We start from the raw sequence: 21269 nt of genomic DNA, 5'->3' as shown, positions 1-21269 counted from the left end.
TTATGTCAAATACACTCATCAATTTTTTTTGAAGAGGATGTAACTTTAAGAAAACTTTTTAAAGTTAAAATTTGATGGAACGATTACTCTGGAATTTTAAGATTGCAAATTCAATCTTTGGGTGAAAATCCCTTAAGACCACAATTAAAATTTGTGGTATATTTTAGAGAGAAATTTTTAAGAATATTTTAGAAAGCATCTTCATTTGCTGTTAGATGCAAGAGAGGGCTTTTTGCTTTATTCAAATTTAATATCTTTCTGTAGCGGAATAAGACTGATAAATAATATTCATATTTTATTTTTTCATTAAAAACTTAAGTATTTCTCGTTGTTTTTCCTGATTTTTATTACAAGGTGCAACGGGTTTTCTTTTTTCTGGAGGTCTTGCAGCATGAGTGCTGAAAAGTTCTACGATTTCATTGTTGGTCAAAAAGCGGTTTATCCTTGCCATGGTGTTGGAACGATTGAAAATATTGAAGAATGCAGCATTGGCGGAGCTCAACAAGATTTTTATGTCCTTAAAATTCATTCAACAGGCGCTAAAGTGATGGTTCCTACTAGAGCTGCAAAAACTGTTGGTCTTCGTTCTGTAATTTCTTTGCCAGACGTAGAGAAAGTGTTTCAAATTCTTCAGTCTCCTTCTAAAAAATCTACTGCAACTTGGAATCGTCGTTTTAGAGCGTTGAATGACAAGTTAAATACAGGTGATTTAGTTGAAATTGCTGAGGTTCTTAGAGATTTATCTTCTTTAAGTTCTGATAAAGAGCTTTCTTTTGGTGAAAAGAAAATGCTTGAGCGCGCACGCAATATGCTTGTTTCTGAAATTTCTGTTGCACGCGGCGAAGAAAAAAGTGTTATTGAACATGAATTAAATCATATTTTATTTGCGATCTAAATTTTTATTCAATTTCATTCTTTAAAAAGCCTCCCAAAAAAGGGAGGCTTTTTTATTTATTTTTTTCGCAAAATATATACAAATTTTAACAAAGAAGAAATTTGTAAAAATAGAACAGAAACTTTGTGAGCTTGTAAAGCAGAACCAAGCTCTATATTCTCATTTGAAAATGAACTTCTAAAGGTTGAAAAATACCAATATTTGTTTCATCAATTTTATTAGGACACAATATATTTTATGGAAATTTCAGTATCATCAATGTCATCATTAATAAAACCATCTCCTGAAATTTTAGCTATAGCTAAACCTGTTCTGAAATGGGCAGGAGGGAAAACACAATTGCTTCCAGTTCTTTCTGCTAATTACCCAAAAAACCTTGGTACTAAAATTAAGAAGTATATTGAACCTTTTTTTGGAGGTGGAGCTGTATTTTTTGATCTTTATAATTCAAATCTCATTAATGAATCAATAATAATGGATGCAAATCCTGAGTTAATACTTTTGTATAAAACAATAAAGGAACAGCCTGATCAATTAGTTGAAGTTTTATATAAAATTCAAAAAAAATATTTATCATTGAATGAATCTGAAAAGGAAAAACTATATTATGAAGTTAGAGACGATTTTAATTCAAAAAGAAATAGTAAATATAATGAAGTGAATCCTCTTCGTGCAAGTCAGATTATTTTTATGAACCGAACATGTTTTAATGGACTTTTTAGGGTTAATAGTAAAGGAGGATTTAATGTTCCTCATGGTAATTATAAAAATCCAAAAATTCTTGATTCTGAAAACATTTATGCTGTTTCTAAATCCTTTCAAATAGCAGAAATTCTTCAAGGAGATTTTGAAGATATTACGTTAAAAATAAAAAGTGATGATGTGTTTATATATTATGATCCTCCCTATAGACCTTTAAATGAAACATCTAATTTTAATGCTTATACTGGAATATTTGATGATTCACACCAAATAAGGCTTGCAAAAGTTTTCAAAAATCTAGATCAAAAAGGCGTAAATCAAATGCTTAGTAATTCAGATCCTATGAGCGCTACGGGTGATAATTTTTTTGACCTACTTTATAAAGATTTTAATATATCTAGAGTTGAGGCTAAACGCATGATTAATTCAATTGCAACTAAAAGAGGAAAAGTTTTTGAACTTCTTATAACTAATTACAATGCAAATTGATTTAGTTAATGATTATTCTTTTGTTGTAATGCCTTTAATTCCAAATGAGTCTATTTCAATATTATAAATATATTCATTTAAATTAATTTAAAACTTACTTGACAAATTGTTAAAGTTCTCTCATGGTAAAAAAAACAGAGGAATAAAAAATGAATAATTATAATAAAATAATCTTGTTATCGTCATTACTTTTTTCTGTAAATACATATGCCGAAGAAGTAAGTGTTTTTTGTTCAAATGATTCTGCAAAATGGAAATGGTTATATATAGATAATAGTTTATTTAAGAAAGTAAAAGTTAATGGAACTTTTATGGATAATATGGTGCAATTTTCAATTTTAAAAAAATATTTTACATATTTTAAAATAGATGGAAATCAGAATAGTATTAATAATCTTATTCAACAATGTATAAATTCATATGGTACTGAATATAAATATGCGCAAATTTCAAGAGGAATAACTTCGGATTGGTATTTAATAGGTACATCAGACTATTCTATTTCACCTGGAAATTATAAAATCTATTATATGCTAGGAGATGTTGCCGATTCTATGGAAGCCGATAAAATATTTACAAATAAACAAATTTCAGTAAAAGAAGCTTTTGAAAAATCATTAAGGTAATTAAAACAAATTAATCATCGGCATTTTCTAAAAAATGTTTTGCAAAGCTAGAGAACGTGCCATCAGCTATTGTCTCTCTAATTTTTTCCATTAATCTCTCATAAAACCATGTGTTGTGATATGAAATTAATTTCCATCCAGTAGGTTCTTCGCATTTAGTTAATTGATGCAAATAAGCTCTTGAAAATCTTTTACAGACAAAACATCCACAAGTTTCATCAATAGGGATTGTTTCTCTAGCATGAAAAACTCTTCTTAATTTAATTTTACCACCAAAAGTATAAGCGACACCTTGGCGAGCATGGTTTGTTGGAATGATACAGTCAAACATATCAACTCCAGCAAGAACACTTCGAACTAAATCGTGTGGGGTACCTACCCCCATTAAGTAACGAGGTTTATTTTGAGGAAGAAGTTTTGCCGTAAAGTTTGTAAAGTGATCTCTTTCTTCATCTGTTTCACCTACAGCTAATCCTCCAATGGCATATCCATCAAAATCTAAGTTAACAAGAGTTTCGGCACTTTCTTGCCGAAGATTTTCATAAATAGCACCTTGAACTATTCCAAATAAAGAATTTTCTTCTCTTGTTTTTGCTTGTTTGCATCTTTTTGCCCAACGATGTGTTCTATTCATAGCTTCAACACAAATATCGTATGAGCTAGTTGAAGGTACACAAACATCAAGAACCATCATAATATCGGATCCAATAACCTCTTGAAAAGCGATATCACTTTCAGGAGTTAATCTTTTGTAACTTTGATCAATATAGCTTTTAAAAGTAACACCTTTTTCACTTATTACTCTTTGATGTGGTAGTGAGAATATTTGAAATCCACCACTATCTGTTAATATAGGTTTATTCCAGCTCATTAATTTATGGTAGCCACCAACATCTTTTAAAATATCTGGACCTGGTCTTAAATAAAGATGATAGGTGTTACCTAAAATAATTTGAACTCCAATATCTTCTAACTCTGTATGATCAAGGGTTCTAACGGATCCAAAAGTTCCAACAGACATAAATACAGGAGTTTCAATTGTTCCGTGAGCAGTATGAATTCTTCCTCTTCTTGCCTCTGAATTTGGATCTTTTGCAATATAATCAAATTTAAGTGCCATTTTTGTGCCTAAAAAAGAAATAAAAAAATCACCAATAAATTTTATTGGAGGAGAAATTATTTTTTAGCAATAATTATGAAAATTTCAACAAAAAAATTCAAATATACAAATGAATATTTGAATCAATGAGTTTTATTTTTGCATTTAAACTAAAATTTATTTTTTGCCGAAAATCTTTTTATCTAAAGAGAATTTTCCAGGTCCAATAACAATAAATAAAAGAGATAATAAAACATAAATTACTGGTAATTCGTAGGAACCATCTTCTCTTGATATAAAGGCATGTCCATAAATAAATATGTGACTATAGACAGCAACAATCATTGTGAAAAATAGACCTAAAGAACTTAAGCGTGTTAAAAGACCCAGTATAAGAGCAATTCCTCCTCCAAATTCAGAAATAGCAGCTAGTGCTTGAAAAAAAGCTGGCACTTGAGCATCTGCTCCCATCCAATGAAATGGATTTAAGATTTTACTCCAACCATGAATTATAAATGCATATCCAAAAACAATACGTATTAATAATAAAGTGAGATCTGCTGGTGTACCAATAGAATTTACGGCTAAAAACTTATTTTTCATTTAAACCTCATATATGGGATTATTAATAATTATTCTCATAAGAATAAACTGATTTCTTATGATATTTAATGTGAATCTTATAACTTTTTCTTTATTTATCAATCTTAAAGAAATGTTTTTTGAATTTTAATTTAAGTGTTTAATTTTAAATAAATTTACTGGTTGTCTGTATTGGTGTTTCCAATATCAGCAAACTGATGTTTTTTAAACTCATACTTTATAGCTTTAAAAAGTCCTGGAGAAAAGTCATTCCAAAACTTTTTCACAAACTTTGGATTACTGCTACTCATTTCAAGTGTAATTGTTGGAATAATTCTTTCATTTCCTGCATAGTTTCCTAGGCTACCTGGGTATATTCCTATATCTTTAATTTTATAATTGCCCGCACTTCTTGACAAAAGTTCAGCTAAATTTCGTGCTTTTTTTTGTTGATCAGTTAGTTTTCCAATTGATAGAAGCTGAGGAATTTCATAATCTAAGTCTAAAAAAGCAAGAGGAGCATGGATAGAAATTACCTTATCAGGATGAAATTTTTCTAATAAATCTGCCTGAAATCTTGTACCTTGTTCCGAATTTGCAAAGTATCCAGGAAATTTTCTTTTATCTTTTTGTTTTGATTTTAACCATACTTGGTAAGCATATTTATTCCAAGTGGCTGTTGGAAAATTTCGATTTAAATCAACACCATTTGCATTTGTTCTTTTGGGAGGATTGGTAAAAAAGCCATCGGGATTTACGAGTGGAGCAACAATGACATGTGAATTTGCATAAAGATCTGGGTTTTTTTGTAAAGCTTCAGCAAATTGAAAGGCAAGGTGAACTGGGGTCAGCTCATCGGGATGAACTCCTCCTAGAACAACTGTAATATTCTTTTTTTGATCTTCGTCCATAGTGTCGCTTACAAAGTCCCAATATATAAGGGGATTTCCATTTTCACTGACATAATCATATTTCCATGGGACTGAGAAACAAGGGCTTTTACCCCAATTTAATTTTTTATAGGTTAAATCGACTCTTTGACATAAATCCGCGATTTGTTTTTGAGAACGGGCTCTTTGTATATCATTTAGTACGTGAAAACTGGTGAAAGGAATTCCGCTAATATTAAGTAATGACAGAGGAATATTTATGTTTTCAAAAATGAGTGGTGAATAATCATTTTTTTCTATAATATTAATGGCATAAGCGCTATTAAAGAAAATTAAGATTAGCAAGCTAAGGATATATTTAAAGTTGATTTTGCCCTTGACTGGAGCAATAACCATGAGAATTCCTTTTATCTAATTTTATAAAATAAATAATATTTTTTCATTAACTTATCATATATTTATTGCAACACGTATAAGGAGTCTTTGCAAGGCTTCCGTCATGAACTAAACTATGCTAGTATTATCATGGCTAATAGAAAGACTTATGTTAAGAATGCGATAAATCGTATATTTATCTAACTAGCTTTAATGATTAAGGATATTTTTTATGAAGAATTTAGAGCAGTATAATGCGATAAAAGGATTTATCGATGAAAAAATTTCACCAGGCGTTATGGCTCATGGCGGAGAAGTTAATTTGATAAGTTTAGAAAATAATATTTTAACTTTAGAGTTATCTGGTTCATGTGGAAGTTGTTCAATTCAGGCATATACATCTGAATCTATTTCTAATTATTTATTAGAAGAATTTCCTGATCTTGATGATGTGATTGTAACTGACTAATAAAGAAAAATATAAATGAACGCCTTTATTCAAATTATCGAAAAACTCGTAGAGGCTGTTTCAGGACAGACATGGTTAGAGCAAAGTAACTTTCCTTTTAAATTTTTAGACAATCCTTCAGGGCGTGTTTTTGATGCCTGTTTGTTTGAAACGTCTGCTCAAGGCGCATTAGGATTTATTTGGGTTGAATTTGAAGGAACTTCTGACTTATACGTTTTTCCATTTCGTTTAGCGAGATATAGTGAAGATGGTGATTTAATCTCAATTTCTCCTTGGAGTTTTCGTGATGCATCATCGGATAGTCAATTTTATGAATCTTGGCGTGTAACTCAAAAACAAAGAAATCCACTACCAACAGCAAAAAAAGGAACATTTTATCACAAAAAATGTGGTGGTGAACCAAGTTTAATTGCAATAGGAATTTGGAGTGACACAAAAAATACTTGTGTACGTTTAGATTTTCAGGTTGCTTATAAAATTTTTAGAACAATTGAAAGAGAGCACCCACAATCAATTGAAGTTGAATTATTATCGTATTTAGGTAGTCAAAATATTTTTTCGAATTTTGCTAAATTGATAAGTGTTTTTGAGTTTTCATCTAGAAATATAAAAAAATCTCATACGGCTATTGGTATTAAATATGTTCAAAATAATGGTACTTTATTTCCACATTTAGTTTCGTTATTGCATAAAGCAAGATTCCCAAAAAAATTAAAAGAAACACAATCTGAAGAAGCATGGAATCAAGTTTTAGAAATTGTAGAATCCCTTGGTAGAATTATGGGTGATTTTCATAAAGCAATGACTTTAGCTCCACGTGGAACGGATCTAATGCCTGATCAAACAACGGCTGAGTCTAAAAACAAATGGCTTGAAGTAACATCTCAAAAACTTTATGAGCGATTGAATAAAGTTCTGACTATGAAAGATCAGTATCCAATTTATTCTGGAGTTTTTTATTTATTACCAGATTTTATTGAAAGAATAATTGAAAAAATTAAAATTGCAGATGACTTAGGACTTCGAATTCGTAATCATGGTAATATACATTTAGGTCAATTTTTGATTGGAAAAGATGGAATTGTATTATTAGATTATGAATCTGATAATTTTGATGATCCGAGTTATAGAAGATTCAAACAACCGTGCTTAAAAGATATTGCATCACTATTAGTTAGTTTAAGATTTGCTTGGTACTTTACAGAAAGAAAATATTACTCATCGTTAACTGATGGTTCAGAAAATATCGAAATCAAAATTGGAAATTTAAATACTAAAAAAATTTCAGAAACTATAACTCCAGAAAAATATAATCCTAATTTAAATGAAATAGAAAATTTATTTTATAAATTTTATAATCATAGTCTTGAAGAAAATATTGGTTCTTCTCAATTAAGACCAAGAAATTTAGAGATGGTTCATGATTTATTTAACTTCTGTTTTATTATGCGAATTCTTAAAGAAATTATTCGTGACTCAAACGATGGAAATCCTAGGCCTAGAATATGGCTTCATATTTTGCAAGATTTTATAATGAAAGAATCTTCCAATAACAAATAGGCGACTGGTATTTATATCTTTTCATAAAAAAGCTCCTTTTTGAATGTTTCCTATTGACATTTAACCTATTTTTTAAATAGCTTTGTTTTGGTTTTATTTATTCTTGATTTTCTTAACTAATTAATAAGAGGTATATTATTATGGAAAGAACCTTCTCTATCATCAAACCAGATGGTGTTAAAAGAAACCTTATTGGAAAAATTCTTTCTAAAATGGAAAGCGCTGATTTAAAAATTGTTTCAACTAAAATGATACATATGTCTCGTCGTGAAGCAGAACAATTTTATTCTGTTCACTCAGCTCGTCCCTTTTTTGGTGAGTTGTGCGATTATATGACTTCTGGGCCAGTTGTTGTTTCAGTATTAGAAGGTAAAAATGCAGTTGTTGCTTATAGAGAATTAATGGGAGCAACAGATCCAGCTAAGGCTGCTAAAGGAACAATTCGTGCTGAATTTGGTCTAAGTATTGGCGAAAATACTGTTCATGGTTCTGACTCTCTTGAAAATGCGGCTATTGAAGTAGCTTACTTCTTTTCTGGAACAGAACTTGTAAATGCAGCTAAATAATTAAATTTTATTTATATTTCGCTCGTTAAAAAACCGCATTTGCGGTTTTTTTTGTTTAAAAAGAGTGTATAGTATCCGACGTGCGTTTTGCTTTCCTTAATCTGGGAAAGTTTTGTTCTCCTGGCTTATTTAAATTGCGAGTAACTATTATGGCTATAAAAGAAATTATCCTCACTCAAGAAATGATATCTGATATTTCAAACGATTTAAATATTCAAAAAAATCAGGTTGAAAATACTCTTAATCTTATACTTGATGATTGTACAATACCATTTATTGCTCGTTACCGAAAAGAAGTAACAGGCGGACTTGATGAAGTTCAAATTAGAAATATTGTAGAAAAATTTGAATATATATTTTCTTTAAATGAAAGAAAAGACGCAATTGTTAGATCAATTACGGAACAAAATAAAATGACTCCTGCTTTACAAGCTAAAATTTCAGCTTGTAAAGTTAAATCAGAATTAGAAGATTTATATTTACCATATAAACCTAAAAAACGTACTCGTGGTCAAATTGCTGTTGAACGCGGTTTAGCTCCATTAGCATTAGAAGTATTAAATCAGGATTCATCTCTTATTGATTTAGCTTCTTTATTTTCAGCATATATTGGCAAACACGATGATTTAAAAAATCTTGAATTAGTTATTCAAGGTACAAAAGATTATATTGCAGAGAATATTTCTGAAATTGCAGAAATGAGAAAAGAAGTCCGTCATTGGATGTTTGAAAATGCAAATTTTAAAGCTGAAGTAAGAGATGAGTTTAAAGATAAAAAAACTAAATATAATAATTATTATGAATTTTGCGAACCTATTAAGTCGATTGCAGCTCATCGTTTAATGGCATTAAGAAGAGGCGAAAAAGAAGAAGTATTAAAAGTGTCATTTGAGTTTGATGAGCAAATTCCACTTTCTATTATTTCTAGTCATGTAATTAAACATGAAGCATCTGATGTTGTAAAAAACTTTTTAACAGAATGTGTAAATGAAAGTTATACAAGATTAATTTCTCCAAGTATTGAAACAGAATTGCGTTTAGAAACAAAAACAAGCGCAGAAGAAGAAGCTATTTCTGTATTTGGAAAAAACTTAAGAAACTTGTTACTTTTACCACCAATTCCAAAAAGAATTATATTAGGTGTGGATCCTGGCCTCAGAACGGGAAGTAAATTAGTTGTCGTTGATCAAACAGGAAAATTACTTGATTATACAACTGTATATCCTCAACATGAAGATGATTTTGAAAAACCAAAAAATAAAAATGCTGCAGAATCAATTGTGAATTTAATTCAAAAACACCATGTAGAACTTATTTCTATAGGTAACGGAACTGCAGGTCGTGAAATGGAAGCATTTATTGAAAAGACTTTAGAGACTTTAACAAATGTTAAAAAACCTAGAGTTGTAATCGTAAATGAAGCTGGAGCAAGTGTTTATTCCGCAAGTGATATTGCCAGAGAAGAATTTCCAGATCTCGATATTTCCTATCGTGGTGCTGTAAGTATTGCGAGAAGATTGCAAGATCCATTAGCAGAACTAGTAAAAATAGATCCAAAAAGCATTGGTGTTGGTCAATATCAACATGATGTAAATCAGAGCAGATTAAAGAAACAACTTGGTGAAGTTGTTGAAAGTTGTGTGAACTATGTTGGTGTTAACTTAAACACAGCAAGTCCTAGCTTACTTTCCTATGTTGCTGGCATTGGAAATAGTTTAGCAAAAGGTATTGTTAGACATAGAGAAGCAAATGGTGAGTTTAAAGATAGAAAAAATTTATTTGAAGTAATGGGATACGGCGCAAAAATATTTGAGCAATCCGCAGGATTTTTAAGAATTCCAGAAAGTTCAAATCCATTAGATAATACAGGCGTTCACCCAGAATCTTATCCAATATTAGAAAAAATGGCTTCTGATTTATCTCTGCCTATAAATCAAATAGTAGGTAACAGAGAAAATATAAATAAAATAAAACTTGAAAATTATGTTTCAGATGAAGTTGGATTACCAACATTACAAGACATCATTAAAGAATTATTAAAACCAGGCCGCGACCCTCGTGAAGATGGTTCAAAACAAACTTATAACCGTGAAGTTAGAGATTTTGGACATTTAAAAGAAGGCCAAGTTGTTACAGGGACAGTTACTAATGTAACAAATTTTGGAGCTTTTGTAGATATTGGCGTGCATCAAGATGGATTAATTCACATTTCTGAATTATCAAATCAATTTATAAAAGACTTATCTCAAGCTATTAGTGTTGGGCAACAAGTTAAAGTTAAAGTAATTGGTTTAGATAAAGAAAGAAAAAGAATTTCTCTTTCTAAACGTGCATGCGAAGAAAATTCGGCAACTACAAATACTGCATCCTCTACACATCAAAATCGTTCTGGAGCAAGTAGCGGTCAAAATCAAAAGCAGCAATATAATAAAGGGCAATCTCAAGATAACAGAGGCCATCAAGAAAATCGTAATTACAATCAAAATTCTTCTTATAATACTAAAAAATATAATACTAAGAACACGAAAAATGAAAATAAAGAATCGGAAAAGCCAGCAAGTTTATCTGATTTAATTAATAAATTTAACACAAATAGAGTTTAGTCTATGAAAGTACAGTTGCTTCCTGTTTTAGAAGACAATTATATCTTTATATTAATTGATGAAAAAAATAGAGAAGCAGCTGTTGTGGATCCTGCTTTAGCCAAACCTGTTATTGAATTTTTAGATCTTAATAATTTAACTCTTACTAAAATATTTAATACCCATCATCATTATGATCATGTTGGTGGAAATAAAGAGTTAATTGCAAAATATCCAAAAGCCGAAGTTTATGCTGGAGCAAATGATTCGGGACGAATTCCATTTCAGAAACATTTTTTAAATCATAATGATATTGTTTCTTTTGCAGGAAATAATGCTCATGTTTATTATGTGCCAGGCCATACATTAGGCCATATTTGTTATTTTTTTTCAATTAGCAATTCTGAAAATCATTTATTTATTGGTGATACAATTTTTTCTGGTGGTTGTGGTAAATTATTTGAAGGATCATTAGAGCAAATGTATACTTCTTTAAATTTTTTACGTGAAAATTTACCTAAAAACACATTAATATGGTCTGCTCATGAATACACTTTAGAAAACTATCTTATACTTCAAAAGCTTGAACCAAATAATAAAAATATTGAAGAAAAAATTAAAGAGATTATTTCAATTAGAAAAGAAAATAAATTTACAGTTCCTTTTCATTTTGAAAATGAGCAAAAAACAAGTAGTTTTTTTAGATGGGATGATCCTGAGTTGCAAAAAATTACAAATACTTTCACAAATTTTGAAACATTTTGTTTTGTTCGAAAATTTAGAGACAATCCTCCCATAGTTAAGATAACTATTTAATTCGAATAAATTTATGGAGAAATAAAGTATGAAAAAATGTATACTTCCAAATGGAATAACTATTTATAAATGGCCTCATAAAATAGATCCAACTGAAAATCTAATGAAAGAAGAATTAGAAAAATTAGGATTTAAAGCTTATGATTTACAAACTTGTCCTCCTTGGTTTGAACGTAGTAAACATGGGCATGATTATGAAGAAATAAGAGCTGCAGTATCTGGTTGTATTACATTTCATTTTGACGAATTTCCTTTAACAATGGAAGCTGGTGATATTTTAGTGATACCTGCTGGAATTCCACATGAAGTTATTATTCATAATTCAAAACTTTTTACAGCATTTAAGGGAAGTCGTTCTGGTGAACGTAAGGTAACTGAACTTGGTGATGGCAAAGGAAGTGTTGAAGACTTACAAAAAAATAAGGCGTAAATTTAAATGAGATTTTTTTTCTTTGATTTAGATGGTACTTTAGAAGACTCAAGAGAAGATATGGCAAATTCAGCAAATGCTGTTCGGGAAAATTTGGGTCTTGCCTTAAAAGATGTTGAAATTTTAAAAACGCATGTAAATAAAGGAATGCATGAACTTTACATGAATTGTTTTGAAGATTATTTACAAAATAAAGAAAATTTTAATACTTTATATGAACAAGTAAAACAAAAGTATGAGACACACTATTTAGAAAATATTTGTATAAAAACAAAATGTTATTCTGATATAAAAGAAGTTTTAAAAATCTTATCTCAAAAAGATAAGGTATTTGTTATTACAAATAAGCCAGAACTTCATTCTAAAGAATTATTAAAAAAATTAGGTCTTTTAGAATATATAACTGATGTAATGGGTGGTGATAGTTGTGCCGAAATGAAACCCAGTTCTCTTCCCTTAAAAATTGTTTCACAACGACATAACTTTTGTTCTTTATCAGATAAAGCTTTTATGGTTGGTGATAGTTCTGGAGATATAAAAGCAGGAAAATCTTTTGGAGCTTCAACTATTTGGTGCTCATGGGGATATAATTCAGCTCCTGGATCCGACCTTCCTGATTTTACTGTTAATACACCTAAAGAAATTTTAAGTTTAATTTAATTTTATAAAATTTATTTTATTGCAAAAAAGGATTTGCCTACTTCTGGAAATTGTCTAGAGGATAGGCTAAGCCATTCGTGAGTGGCATTGAGCTACAAAATTAAGTGTTTTCTTTTTTTAAAGCTCCCATAAACTTAAATTAGGAAGTGATATAATGCAAAATGAAGATACAAGTGCATTTAGACGTAAAGGTGACCTGGGTGTGCCTTTTGTTATTGCTCTATTTGCTCTTTCTATAATTATTGGTTGGGTTGTATTTAGAAATTATGAAAATTCTGCCAAAGAGATAACGGCTTCTCTTGCGCAAATTCAGGAAGAGTCCAAAACTTTTACTATAACGGATTGTGCAGGCAAAACTATGGAATGGTTTTCAAAATGTGATGCTATGACACAGCTTTGTGACTCTACCGTTCCTAGGATGATTAAGGTATGTTTAGCGAATTCAGATAAATCATCACAATGTCCTCAATATGGAAATGAAATCTATGGCTATAACTTTGGAGCAAAACAATGCAAACAGTATATGCATGGAAGAAATATGAAGAGACATAAAAAAGCTTGTGGTGATGTTTGGCAAGTAATTGCAGAATATTGCAAGGATGCAGCTAAAGTAACAACGCAAAAAACACAATAGAGTTTTGGAAATTAAATAAACAATGTCTATTAAAAATTCTACATTCCGTGATTATATAGAACTATCAAAGCCAAGAATCGCCTTTTTTTGTATTTTAATGACTGCTGGCGGAGTCGTTCTTGCTCCTGGTAGCATAAACATTTTTAGCTTTATTATGACTTTATTCGGTACGGCTTTATCTGTTGCTTCTGCAAATACATTTAATATGATTTATGAAAAAGATACAGATAAGCTTATGAGACGCACAAAATTTAGACCACTTGCAACGGGAAGAATTAAAGCTTCGCATGCATTTATTTTTGCAACATTATTGGGTATATCAAGTATTTTAATTTTATATGTATTTGTAAATTTATTAACAGCTATTTTAGCATTAACAGCTATTTTAGCATATAGCCTCATATATACTCCTTTAAAATATAAAACTCCTTTAGCTTTAGTTATAGGCGCATTTCCTGGGGCAATGCCTCCCTTATTAGGTTGGACTGCAGTTAGTAATAAAATTGACATAGCAAGTTTAGCTTTATTTGGTGTTTTATTTGCATGGCAAATGCCGCATTTTATCGCAATTGCGATTTATCATAAAGAGGATTACTCTAAAGCTGGAATAAAAGTTGTATCTGTTATACGCGGTGATTATATTGCAAAAATTCAAGCTTTATTGTGGACTCTTGTTTTAATTGGATTCACTTTTACGCTTGTTCCCTTAAGTGTAGGTGGCGAAGTATATTTTATTTTTGCCGCTGTTCTGGGAATATGGTTTTTAAGATTGAGTATTATTGGTCTTAAAAATAATGTTTTGCCAAATTGGCCTAGGAAATTTTTTCTTGCTTCCCTTGTTTACTTACCAGTGTTAGTTCTTGGATTAGTAGCAGATCGATTTTTTTGGATGCTCATGCTTAAGTAAGAATAAAATTTCAAAACATTAATTGAGAATTATTCTCAATTGAATTTCGCCACTCTTTTGTATATAAGCTTGACAAGCAAGCAAGTGAACGAGAAAATTTTTATTTACTGAGAGATTATGAGTTTGAAAAATGTTTTCGATGATCTAGGATTAGGCTCTTGCTCGTATTGTTTTGATCCGTTAGAACACTCCCGCAACATAACATTGCACTGAGTTCAACTAAAACTGAATTCTTTGGGTATGTTTTGTTTGTTACGTTACTGAAAAAAGTTTTTGATTTTTTAATTATTTTTTAGCTTTTGCTTTAATTTAGGTGGTGCCGTGGAACCGATATTTCCAAAATGGACGAACCGAATTCCTTTATATCTAGGTATAGGTATTCCTTTACTCGTAATAGCTATTGTTACAGGAATTTGGTACTATTTTTCGCCAAAATTTTTGGCTGTAGGTTATGAACCCGAACAACCGATAGCTTTCAGCCACCAGCTTCACGCAGGGCAAATGGGGATAGACTGTCGTTACTGTCATAGTGGAATTGACAAAACAGAAATTGCTCCATTGCCACCTACAGAAACATGTATGGGGTGCCATAATAAAGTTAAAAAAGACAGTCCTCGTCTCGAACTTTTGCATAAAAGTTATAAAAATAAAACTCCAATTCCTTGGGTACATGTTTATTCTCTACCAAGATATTCACATTTTAATCACAGCGCGCATTTAACAGCGGGTGTTGGTTGTGTGTCTTGTCACGGTGATGTCAGTAAAATGGAAACAATTCGATTGGTAAGTCCGTTAAGTATGGGATGGTGTCTAGAATGTCATAGAGATCCTATGCCAAATATTAGACCCCAAAATCAAATCACAAATATGATTTATGATCCTCATGCGTCGGGATATATTCCAACGAATGATCCTGATTACAAAGATAAATTAATACAACCACCACAAGCGTGTGGAGCTTGTCACTATTAGTGAATTTTAAAACGAGTTTTATAAAAGAACTCGTAAAGTAACAAATTTTGATTGGAAAGTTTGCACCATGACAAAGTTCAATTCCAATGATGAACAAAACAAACAAACCCATTGGCGCAGTATTGAAGATTTAGAAAATTCGCCAGGATTTCTAAATAAACTGCAACGTGAGTTTCCGCACGGTGCGAGTGAATTAGAAATGCGCCCCGGTGTTCACAGAAGAAAATTTTTAGGAATTATTGGCGCTTCAATGGCGCTTGCCGGTGTTGTGACAACGGGTTGTATAAGACGACCAAAGGGGCATATTTATCCAGAAAATAATCGCCCTGAAGACACCATTCCAGGAATTCCAAAATACTATGCAACATCTGCTCAAATTGGTGGAAGTGTATTAGGTCTTTTAGTAACAAGCACGGATGGCCGTCCTACTAAAATAGATGGAAATTCAAGGCACCCAATGAATAATCCAATTTTAAATAGTAAAATTGGATCATCAAATGGATATGCTCAAGCTGAAATTTTAAATATGTATGATCCAGATAGAGGCCAACAATGCCAAGCATCTGGTAAAGTTATGGCTAAAAAAGAAGCTTACACTGCACTTCGCAATTCTATGATGAGTTCAAAAAAGACAGATGGAAGTGATCTCGCATTAGTTTATGCATCAAATTCTTCAATGGCATTTGCAAGTCTAATAGACGAATTCAAAGCAAATTATCCAAAAGCAATCATTGTTGCTCAAGACTCTAGCTATTCTAATAATCGTAAAACAGCATTAAGTAACATTGCAAATACACCTGTTGATTGTGTTTATGACTTTATAAATGCAAATGTTGTTCTTGCAGTAGACTCTGATTTTATGGGTATTGAAGGTGACAGCGTAAAAAATGCAAGACAATTTGCAGAAAAAAGAAAAGTAATTGATTCAAAATCTTCAATGAATAGATTGTATAGTATTGAATCAAATTTTAGTACTACTGGAACAATTTCAGATCATCATTATATTTTAAGAAGCGGAAGAATGGGGGAATTCTTATTAGGAATTGCTTCAGAATTAACAACATTTGGTGCTACTTTTCCATCTGAAATAAACGATGCTCTTAAAGGTAACAGAGTATTTCCTGAGTCTTTGACAAAATGGATTAAGGCTTGTGCAAAAGATTTGTATAAAAATAAAGGAAATAGTTTAATTGTAGTTGGCGACAGACAACCTGTTTGGGTTCATATGCTTGCCTTTTCAATTAATGTTTTTTTAGGCTCTGTTGGTAAAACAATCAATTTAATTCCTGATACAACAAGACCAAAAAGTTTAGATAATGAAACAAATTTAACTTTTGCTTTGCAAAAAGGATATATTCAAACATTAATCGTTGTTGGTGGTAATACTGTATATACTTCTCCAGCAGATTTAAAGTTAGCAGAATTATTTAAAAAAGTTTCAAATAGTTTCTATTTAGGTTTTTCATTAAATGAAACGTCTGAAGTTTGTAAATATTATTTTCCAAAAACCCATTTTCTTGAAACTTGGGGAGATACACGTTCTTCAGATGGTACTGTAGGTATTACACAACCATTAATTGCACCGCTATATGAAGAATGTTCCGATGAATATTCCTTTGTTTATTCTCTTTCTCATTTAGATGATGCTGAATCTGGATATTCTTTAATTAGAAAATACTGGCAAAATAAGCTCGGAAATCCTGTAAATTTTGAAAGTTTATGGCGTCAATATTTGAGCGATGGGTTTATTTCAGATTATCGTAAAGAAGTTTTTTCAAATACTTCTTATTTATATTCTAGCTTTGCCGCATCATTTAATAAATCGGTAAAATTAGCAGAACCAAATGCAAGTTCTCTTGAAATTGATTTTGCGCTTGATAAAACGGTTTATGATGGTCTTTATTCAAATAATGCTTGGATGCAAGAAACTCCCGATCCAGTGAGTAAATTAGTTTGGGATAATGCATTATTTATCAGCCCAAAAACAGCAAAAGCTTTAGATTTATTAGCTCGACCAAAACCCGGAAAATCGGAAGTAGATCTTGTTAAAGTAACTTATAAAAATAGAACGATAGAAGTTGCTGTTTGGGAAGTTCCTGGTGTTGCCGATTTTTCATGTATTTTACACTTAGGATATGGCAGAAATTTCGGTCGTGTTGCTAAGGGCTGTGGATTTAATGCAAATTTAATTAGAACATCTGAATCTTGGTTTGGATCTGATGTAAAAATTCAAAAGACAGGTAAAAAATATTCATTAGTTTCAACTCAAGAGCATGGATCTATGAGTGGAACTCCTGGCGTAAAAGAAGACAGACCTCCAACAGTTCGTGAAGCAACTTTAGATAAATTTAAATCAAAACCAGACTTTATTCATGAATATGAATTACTACCTGTTGAAGAACAAAAGAGTAATTTATTTAAATTCCCAGAAGATCCAGCTCAGAAAAAATGGGCTCGTCAGCAATGGGGAATGACGATTGATCTAAATACTTGTATTGGTTGCAATGCTTGTTCCGTTGCTTGTCAATCAGAAAATAATATTTCTGTTGTTGGTAAAGAAGAAGTATTTAAAAATCGTGAAATGTCTTGGATACGAATAGATCGTTACTTTACTGGTGATGTTGATAATCCAGAAATGGGAACTGTATTTCAACCTATAAATTGTCAGCAATGTGAAAATGCACCTTGTGAAGCAGTTTGTCCTGTTGCCGCTACTGTACATAGTCCTGATGGACTAAATGATATGGCATACAACCGTTGTGTAGGAACTCGTTATTGTGCAAATAACTGTCCATACAAGGTTCGAAGATATAATTTCTTTAACTACAGCAAAGTAGATGACGAAAGAAATCCTTTGTATGCAATGCAAAAAAATCCAAACGTAACAGTGCGCTTCCGCGGTGTTATGGAAAAATGTACTTATTGTGTTCAAAAAATAAATAGCGCACGCTCTAAATTTAAAAAATCTTCAGATGGAATAATTCCAGATGGAGCTATCACAACTGCTTGTCAAAATGTTTGTCCAACAAATGCAATTGTTTTTGGTGATGTTGCGGATCCAAATACTATGGTTTCAAAACTAAAAGCACTAAGTCGTAATTATGCATTGCTTGGAGAATTAAATACAAAACCAAGAACGACTTACCTTGCAAAACTTCGCAATGTGAATCCTGAACTTGGATAAAGTAACGCGGGAATTGTGATGGTGGAGGAATTATGACTACGAATGATAAAAAAATGCTTTATGGAATATTAGCTCAATTTGAAACTGCTCCCGAAATTTATCATGCATGTGAAAAAGTTCGTGATAGAGGATTTTCAAAATGGGATGCTCATTCCCCTTTTCCAGTTCATGGACTCGATAAAGCAATGGGTCTACCTCAAAGTAAGTTATCATGGATTGTTGGAGCTACTTCAGCCATTTGTGGAATTGGTGGATTCGCTACATGGGTATGGATGAATGGTGTAGATTATAAACTTGTTATCGCAGGAAAACCTTTTTTGGGATTAACGGGTTATTTTTTACCAGGATTTGAGTGCGCTGTTTTATCGGCAGCAATTGCGTGTCTTTTTGGAATGCTTGCCCTAAATAAATTACCTAGGTGGTATCATTCCTTATTTCGATCTGAAGCATTTAAAAGAGCTACTGATGATAAATTTTTTATCTCGATTGAAGCAACTGATCCAAAATTCCATCCAGTAAAAACTATGGAGTTCTTAAAAGAATTAGGTGCATCTAATGTGGAACTTGTGGAGCAGTAACATTATGGTAAAGATTATGAAATGCAAAAAAATATTGTTACCTTTAGTTGGTTCTGCTCTAGTTCCTTTTATCTTAGTAGGATGTAGAGGACAAAAAAGCACAGAACCACCTATTTTACCAATACAAAATATGGTTGAGCAAACATCATATGGACCTCAATCAAAAAATGAATTTTATAAAGATCAAATGGCAAATAGACCTCCTGTGCCTGGTACGGTTGCGCAAGGTGAAGAAAAAACAAATAAGCAACTTTATTTAGGTCAAGAAGCAACTTCTACAGATCAAAATCCAATATGGGTTAAGAAAATACCAATTAAATTAGATCAAAAAACGCTGAAACATGGACAAGATCTTTACAATATTTATTGTTCACTTTGTCATGGAAAATCAGGCGATTCTAATGGTCTTGTTACGCAAAGATCTGGTGGTGCGATTCGTCCATCTAATATTCATGATCAAGACAGATTAAATCTTCCCGTTGGTAAAATTTATGATGCTGTTCGTAATGGTGTAAATAATTGGAATATGCCAGGATTTGCAGCTCAAATGACAGTTGAAGATAGATGGGCTGTGGTATCCTACGTTCGAGCTTTACAGCTTTCTCGAACCGCTAAATTAGAAAATATACCTGATGAAGTTCAAGTTAAAAATGGTTGGAGTAACAAAAAATGAGCGGCAATCATCATAAAGTAACACTTACAAAAGAGAATGCTTCTGTACCTCAAGATCATCTCTTTGCAAAATTGCCACTTGCAGGAACAGCCATCGGATTAATTTCATTATTAGTTGCCTGTATGCTCGGTAAATCAAATTCAGAATATTTTTTCTTTTCTTTTCATGTCTGGTGGCTTTTCTTTTTAAGCATTGCCATAGGAGCGGTATTTTTTGTATTAATACAATTTGCAACAAAAGCGGGATGGAGTGTTGTTGTACGCCGTTTAGCTGAAAATATTGCTATGACTATGCCGTTATTTTTTGCCTTACTTATTGTTATGGCATTTGGTACTTCCACATTATATCACCACTGGTTAAGTCCAGAAGCTATGGTTGATAAAGTGATTCAATCTAAACAGTGGTACTTAAATGTTCCATTTTTCTATATACGCGCTGTTTTTTATTTAGCTATATTTACTTGGGCTGCTATGTTTTTTGCAAAACATTCTGCAAAACAAGATGAGACTGGAAATCATGCCATCACTTACAAACTTCAAAATGCAAGTTATCCATTTTTAATCATTTTAGGCTTTTGTGTTACATTTGCTGCATTTGATTGGATAATGTCTTTGGAGCCACACTGGTATTCAACAATTTTTGGATTATATTTCTTTGCAAGTTGTTACATGGTTTTCTTTGCTGTTTTAACAATTGCAACTCGATTGTTACAAAATGTAAAATCATTAAGTGAAGTTGTTACTGTAGAACATTATCATGATCTCGGTAAATTGGTTTTTGGTCATACTTGTTTTTGGGCTTATGCTGCTTTTGTTCAATATTTACTTATTTGGTATGGAAATATTCCTGAAGAAACAGTTTGGTATGAAGTTCGTGGCCATCATGGATGGTTTTATGTTTTGATGATTCTTTGCATTGGCCATTTTTTCGTTCCTTTTTTCTTTTTAATGGCGCGAAAAGCGAAACGCTCAAGAGCAATGTTGGTTGTTCTTTCTGTCTGGATGTTGATTATGCACTTTCTTGATCTTTATTGGTTGGTTATTCCTTCAAGATATCATGAAGGCCCCCAATTTGGATTAATAGATGTATTCTGCTTTCTTGGAATTGGTGGATTATTTGTTGCTTTATTTGCAGCTGTAGCTAAAAGAAAAGCTCTTGTTCCAATTAAGGATCCGCGCTTGCCTGAGTCTATGACATATGAAAATGTGTAAGGTGGTTTGAGATGCTAAATTTTATCAAAGGTATTCATTTAAATTTATCTTCTGATCACTCTTCAGGAGCTGATGAAGACGAGCCAGACCGTCCGCCAGTTTTAATAACTGCTGTAATTGTTGTATTATCTTTTGTTTTTTTAATATTTGTTGCAATTTTATCGTATACATTTTTATGGAAAACAACGGACTCTCAATTGAATAAAATGGATACAGGTATGGCAAATGAAACGAGATTAAACTATGAAAAAAGTCAGGATGAAACTCTTTCATCTTATAAAAAACTTGAAAATGGTCTTTATCAAATACCTATAACGAAAGCTATGGATATGGTTATTAAAGAACAAAGTAGTAATTAATGGGAGTATA

At 31.5% G+C, this 21269-nt stretch carries 21 protein-coding genes; 18 read left to right on the top strand and 3 right to left on the bottom strand.

Going from position 1 to position 21269, the window contains the following annotated elements:
* Positions 1-391 precede the first annotated feature (391 nt).
* From GCL60_RS08155 to GCL60_RS08145, 3 genes are all read left to right on the top strand, one after another.
* Positions 392-895, top strand: coding sequence for a CarD family transcriptional regulator (locus GCL60_RS08155; protein ID WP_148698734.1), 504 nt, complete (start codon positions 392-394; stop codon positions 893-895).
* A gap of 237 nt (positions 896-1132) precedes the next feature.
* Entirely contained in the window at positions 1133-2086 is a 954-nt protein-coding gene (locus GCL60_RS08150) for a DNA adenine methylase (protein WP_202614012.1), read from the top strand.
* A gap of 149 nt (positions 2087-2235) precedes the next feature.
* A complete protein-coding gene (locus tag GCL60_RS08145) occupies positions 2236-2712 on the top strand; it encodes a hypothetical protein (RefSeq protein ID WP_153420080.1) in 477 nt (158 codons plus the stop codon).
* A 10-nt stretch (positions 2713-2722) separates the two neighbouring features.
* Here GCL60_RS08145 and tgt read toward each other — a convergent pair whose 3' ends face one another.
* From tgt to GCL60_RS08130, 3 genes are all read right to left on the bottom strand, one after another.
* The gene (gene tgt, locus GCL60_RS08140; RefSeq protein WP_153420078.1) at positions 2723-3832 is read right to left on the bottom strand and encodes a tRNA guanosine(34) transglycosylase Tgt; all 1110 of its coding nucleotides are present in this window, start codon (positions 3830-3832) and stop codon (positions 2723-2725) included.
* A 156-nt stretch (positions 3833-3988) separates the two neighbouring features.
* The gene (locus GCL60_RS08135) at positions 3989-4414 is read right to left on the bottom strand and encodes a DoxX family protein (protein ID WP_153420076.1); all 426 of its coding nucleotides are present in this window, start codon (positions 4412-4414) and stop codon (positions 3989-3991) included.
* Between the two features lie 155 nt (positions 4415-4569).
* Complete coding sequence (locus tag GCL60_RS08130; RefSeq protein WP_153420075.1) at positions 4570-5679, bottom strand: M14 family zinc carboxypeptidase; 1110 nt, start codon at positions 5677-5679, stop codon at positions 4570-4572.
* 211 nt (positions 5680-5890) lie between these two features.
* On the opposite strand from GCL60_RS08130, the gene GCL60_RS08125 reads away from it, so the two are divergent.
* The 15 genes from GCL60_RS08125 (at position 5891) to GCL60_RS08055 (ending at position 21259) form a co-directional block, all read left to right on the top strand.
* A complete protein-coding gene (locus tag GCL60_RS08125) occupies positions 5891-6127 on the top strand; it encodes a NifU family protein (protein ID WP_153420073.1) in 237 nt (78 codons plus the stop codon).
* A 15-nt stretch (positions 6128-6142) separates the two neighbouring features.
* Positions 6143-7687, top strand: coding sequence for a hypothetical protein (locus GCL60_RS08120; protein ID WP_153420072.1), 1545 nt, complete (start codon positions 6143-6145; stop codon positions 7685-7687).
* Between the two features lie 134 nt (positions 7688-7821).
* Entirely contained in the window at positions 7822-8253 is a 432-nt protein-coding gene (gene ndk, locus GCL60_RS08115; protein WP_153420070.1) for a nucleoside-diphosphate kinase, read from the top strand.
* Between the two features lie 149 nt (positions 8254-8402).
* The gene (locus GCL60_RS08110; RefSeq protein ID WP_153420067.1) at positions 8403-10856 is read left to right on the top strand and encodes a Tex family protein; all 2454 of its coding nucleotides are present in this window, start codon (positions 8403-8405) and stop codon (positions 10854-10856) included.
* 3 nt (positions 10857-10859) lie between these two features.
* Entirely contained in the window at positions 10860-11651 is a 792-nt protein-coding gene (gene gloB, locus GCL60_RS08105) for a hydroxyacylglutathione hydrolase (RefSeq protein WP_153420065.1), read from the top strand.
* Positions 11652-11679: 28 nt separating this feature from the next.
* On the top strand, positions 11680-12081 hold the full coding sequence (locus GCL60_RS08100; RefSeq protein ID WP_153420063.1) for a cupin domain-containing protein: 402 nt from the start codon (positions 11680-11682) through the stop codon (positions 12079-12081).
* A gap of 6 nt (positions 12082-12087) precedes the next feature.
* Positions 12088-12741, top strand: a complete 654-nt coding sequence (locus GCL60_RS08095) for an HAD family hydrolase (protein ID WP_153420061.1) — start codon at positions 12088-12090, stop codon at positions 12739-12741.
* A 154-nt stretch (positions 12742-12895) separates the two neighbouring features.
* The gene (locus tag GCL60_RS08090; RefSeq protein ID WP_153420059.1) at positions 12896-13375 is read left to right on the top strand and encodes a hypothetical protein; all 480 of its coding nucleotides are present in this window, start codon (positions 12896-12898) and stop codon (positions 13373-13375) included.
* A 22-nt stretch (positions 13376-13397) separates the two neighbouring features.
* Positions 13398-14282 carry a heme o synthase gene (cyoE, locus tag GCL60_RS08085; RefSeq protein ID WP_153420057.1) on the top strand — a complete coding sequence of 295 codons (885 nt, stop codon included), beginning with the start codon at positions 13398-13400 and terminating at the stop codon, positions 14280-14282.
* A gap of 321 nt (positions 14283-14603) precedes the next feature.
* Entirely contained in the window at positions 14604-15254 is a 651-nt protein-coding gene (locus tag GCL60_RS08080; protein WP_153420055.1) for a cytochrome c3 family protein, read from the top strand.
* A gap of 67 nt (positions 15255-15321) precedes the next feature.
* Complete coding sequence (locus tag GCL60_RS08075) at positions 15322-18438, top strand: TAT-variant-translocated molybdopterin oxidoreductase (protein ID WP_153420053.1); 3117 nt, start codon at positions 15322-15324, stop codon at positions 18436-18438.
* Positions 18439-18470: 32 nt separating this feature from the next.
* Positions 18471-19016 (top strand): DUF3341 domain-containing protein, encoded by a 546-nt coding sequence (locus GCL60_RS08070; protein ID WP_153420051.1) that lies wholly within the window; start codon positions 18471-18473, stop codon positions 19014-19016.
* Between the two features lie 4 nt (positions 19017-19020).
* Entirely contained in the window at positions 19021-19689 is a 669-nt protein-coding gene (locus tag GCL60_RS08065; protein ID WP_161998137.1) for a c-type cytochrome, read from the top strand.
* Positions 19686-20900, top strand: coding sequence for a quinol:cytochrome C oxidoreductase (locus GCL60_RS08060; RefSeq protein ID WP_153420047.1), 1215 nt, complete (start codon positions 19686-19688; stop codon positions 20898-20900). The genes GCL60_RS08065 and GCL60_RS08060 overlap by 4 nt, the downstream gene beginning before the upstream one ends.
* An 11-nt stretch (positions 20901-20911) precedes the next feature.
* Complete coding sequence (locus tag GCL60_RS08055) at positions 20912-21259, top strand: hypothetical protein (RefSeq protein ID WP_153420045.1); 348 nt, start codon at positions 20912-20914, stop codon at positions 21257-21259.
* Positions 21260-21269: the final 10 nt, after the last annotated feature.

Source organism: Silvanigrella paludirubra (assembly GCF_009208775.1).
Lineage (GTDB): Bacteria > Bdellovibrionota_B > Oligoflexia > Silvanigrellales > Silvanigrellaceae > Silvanigrella > Silvanigrella paludirubra.
The sequence above is the reverse complement of the archived record's forward strand: the minus strand, read 5'-3'. Positions and strand labels throughout refer to the sequence as shown.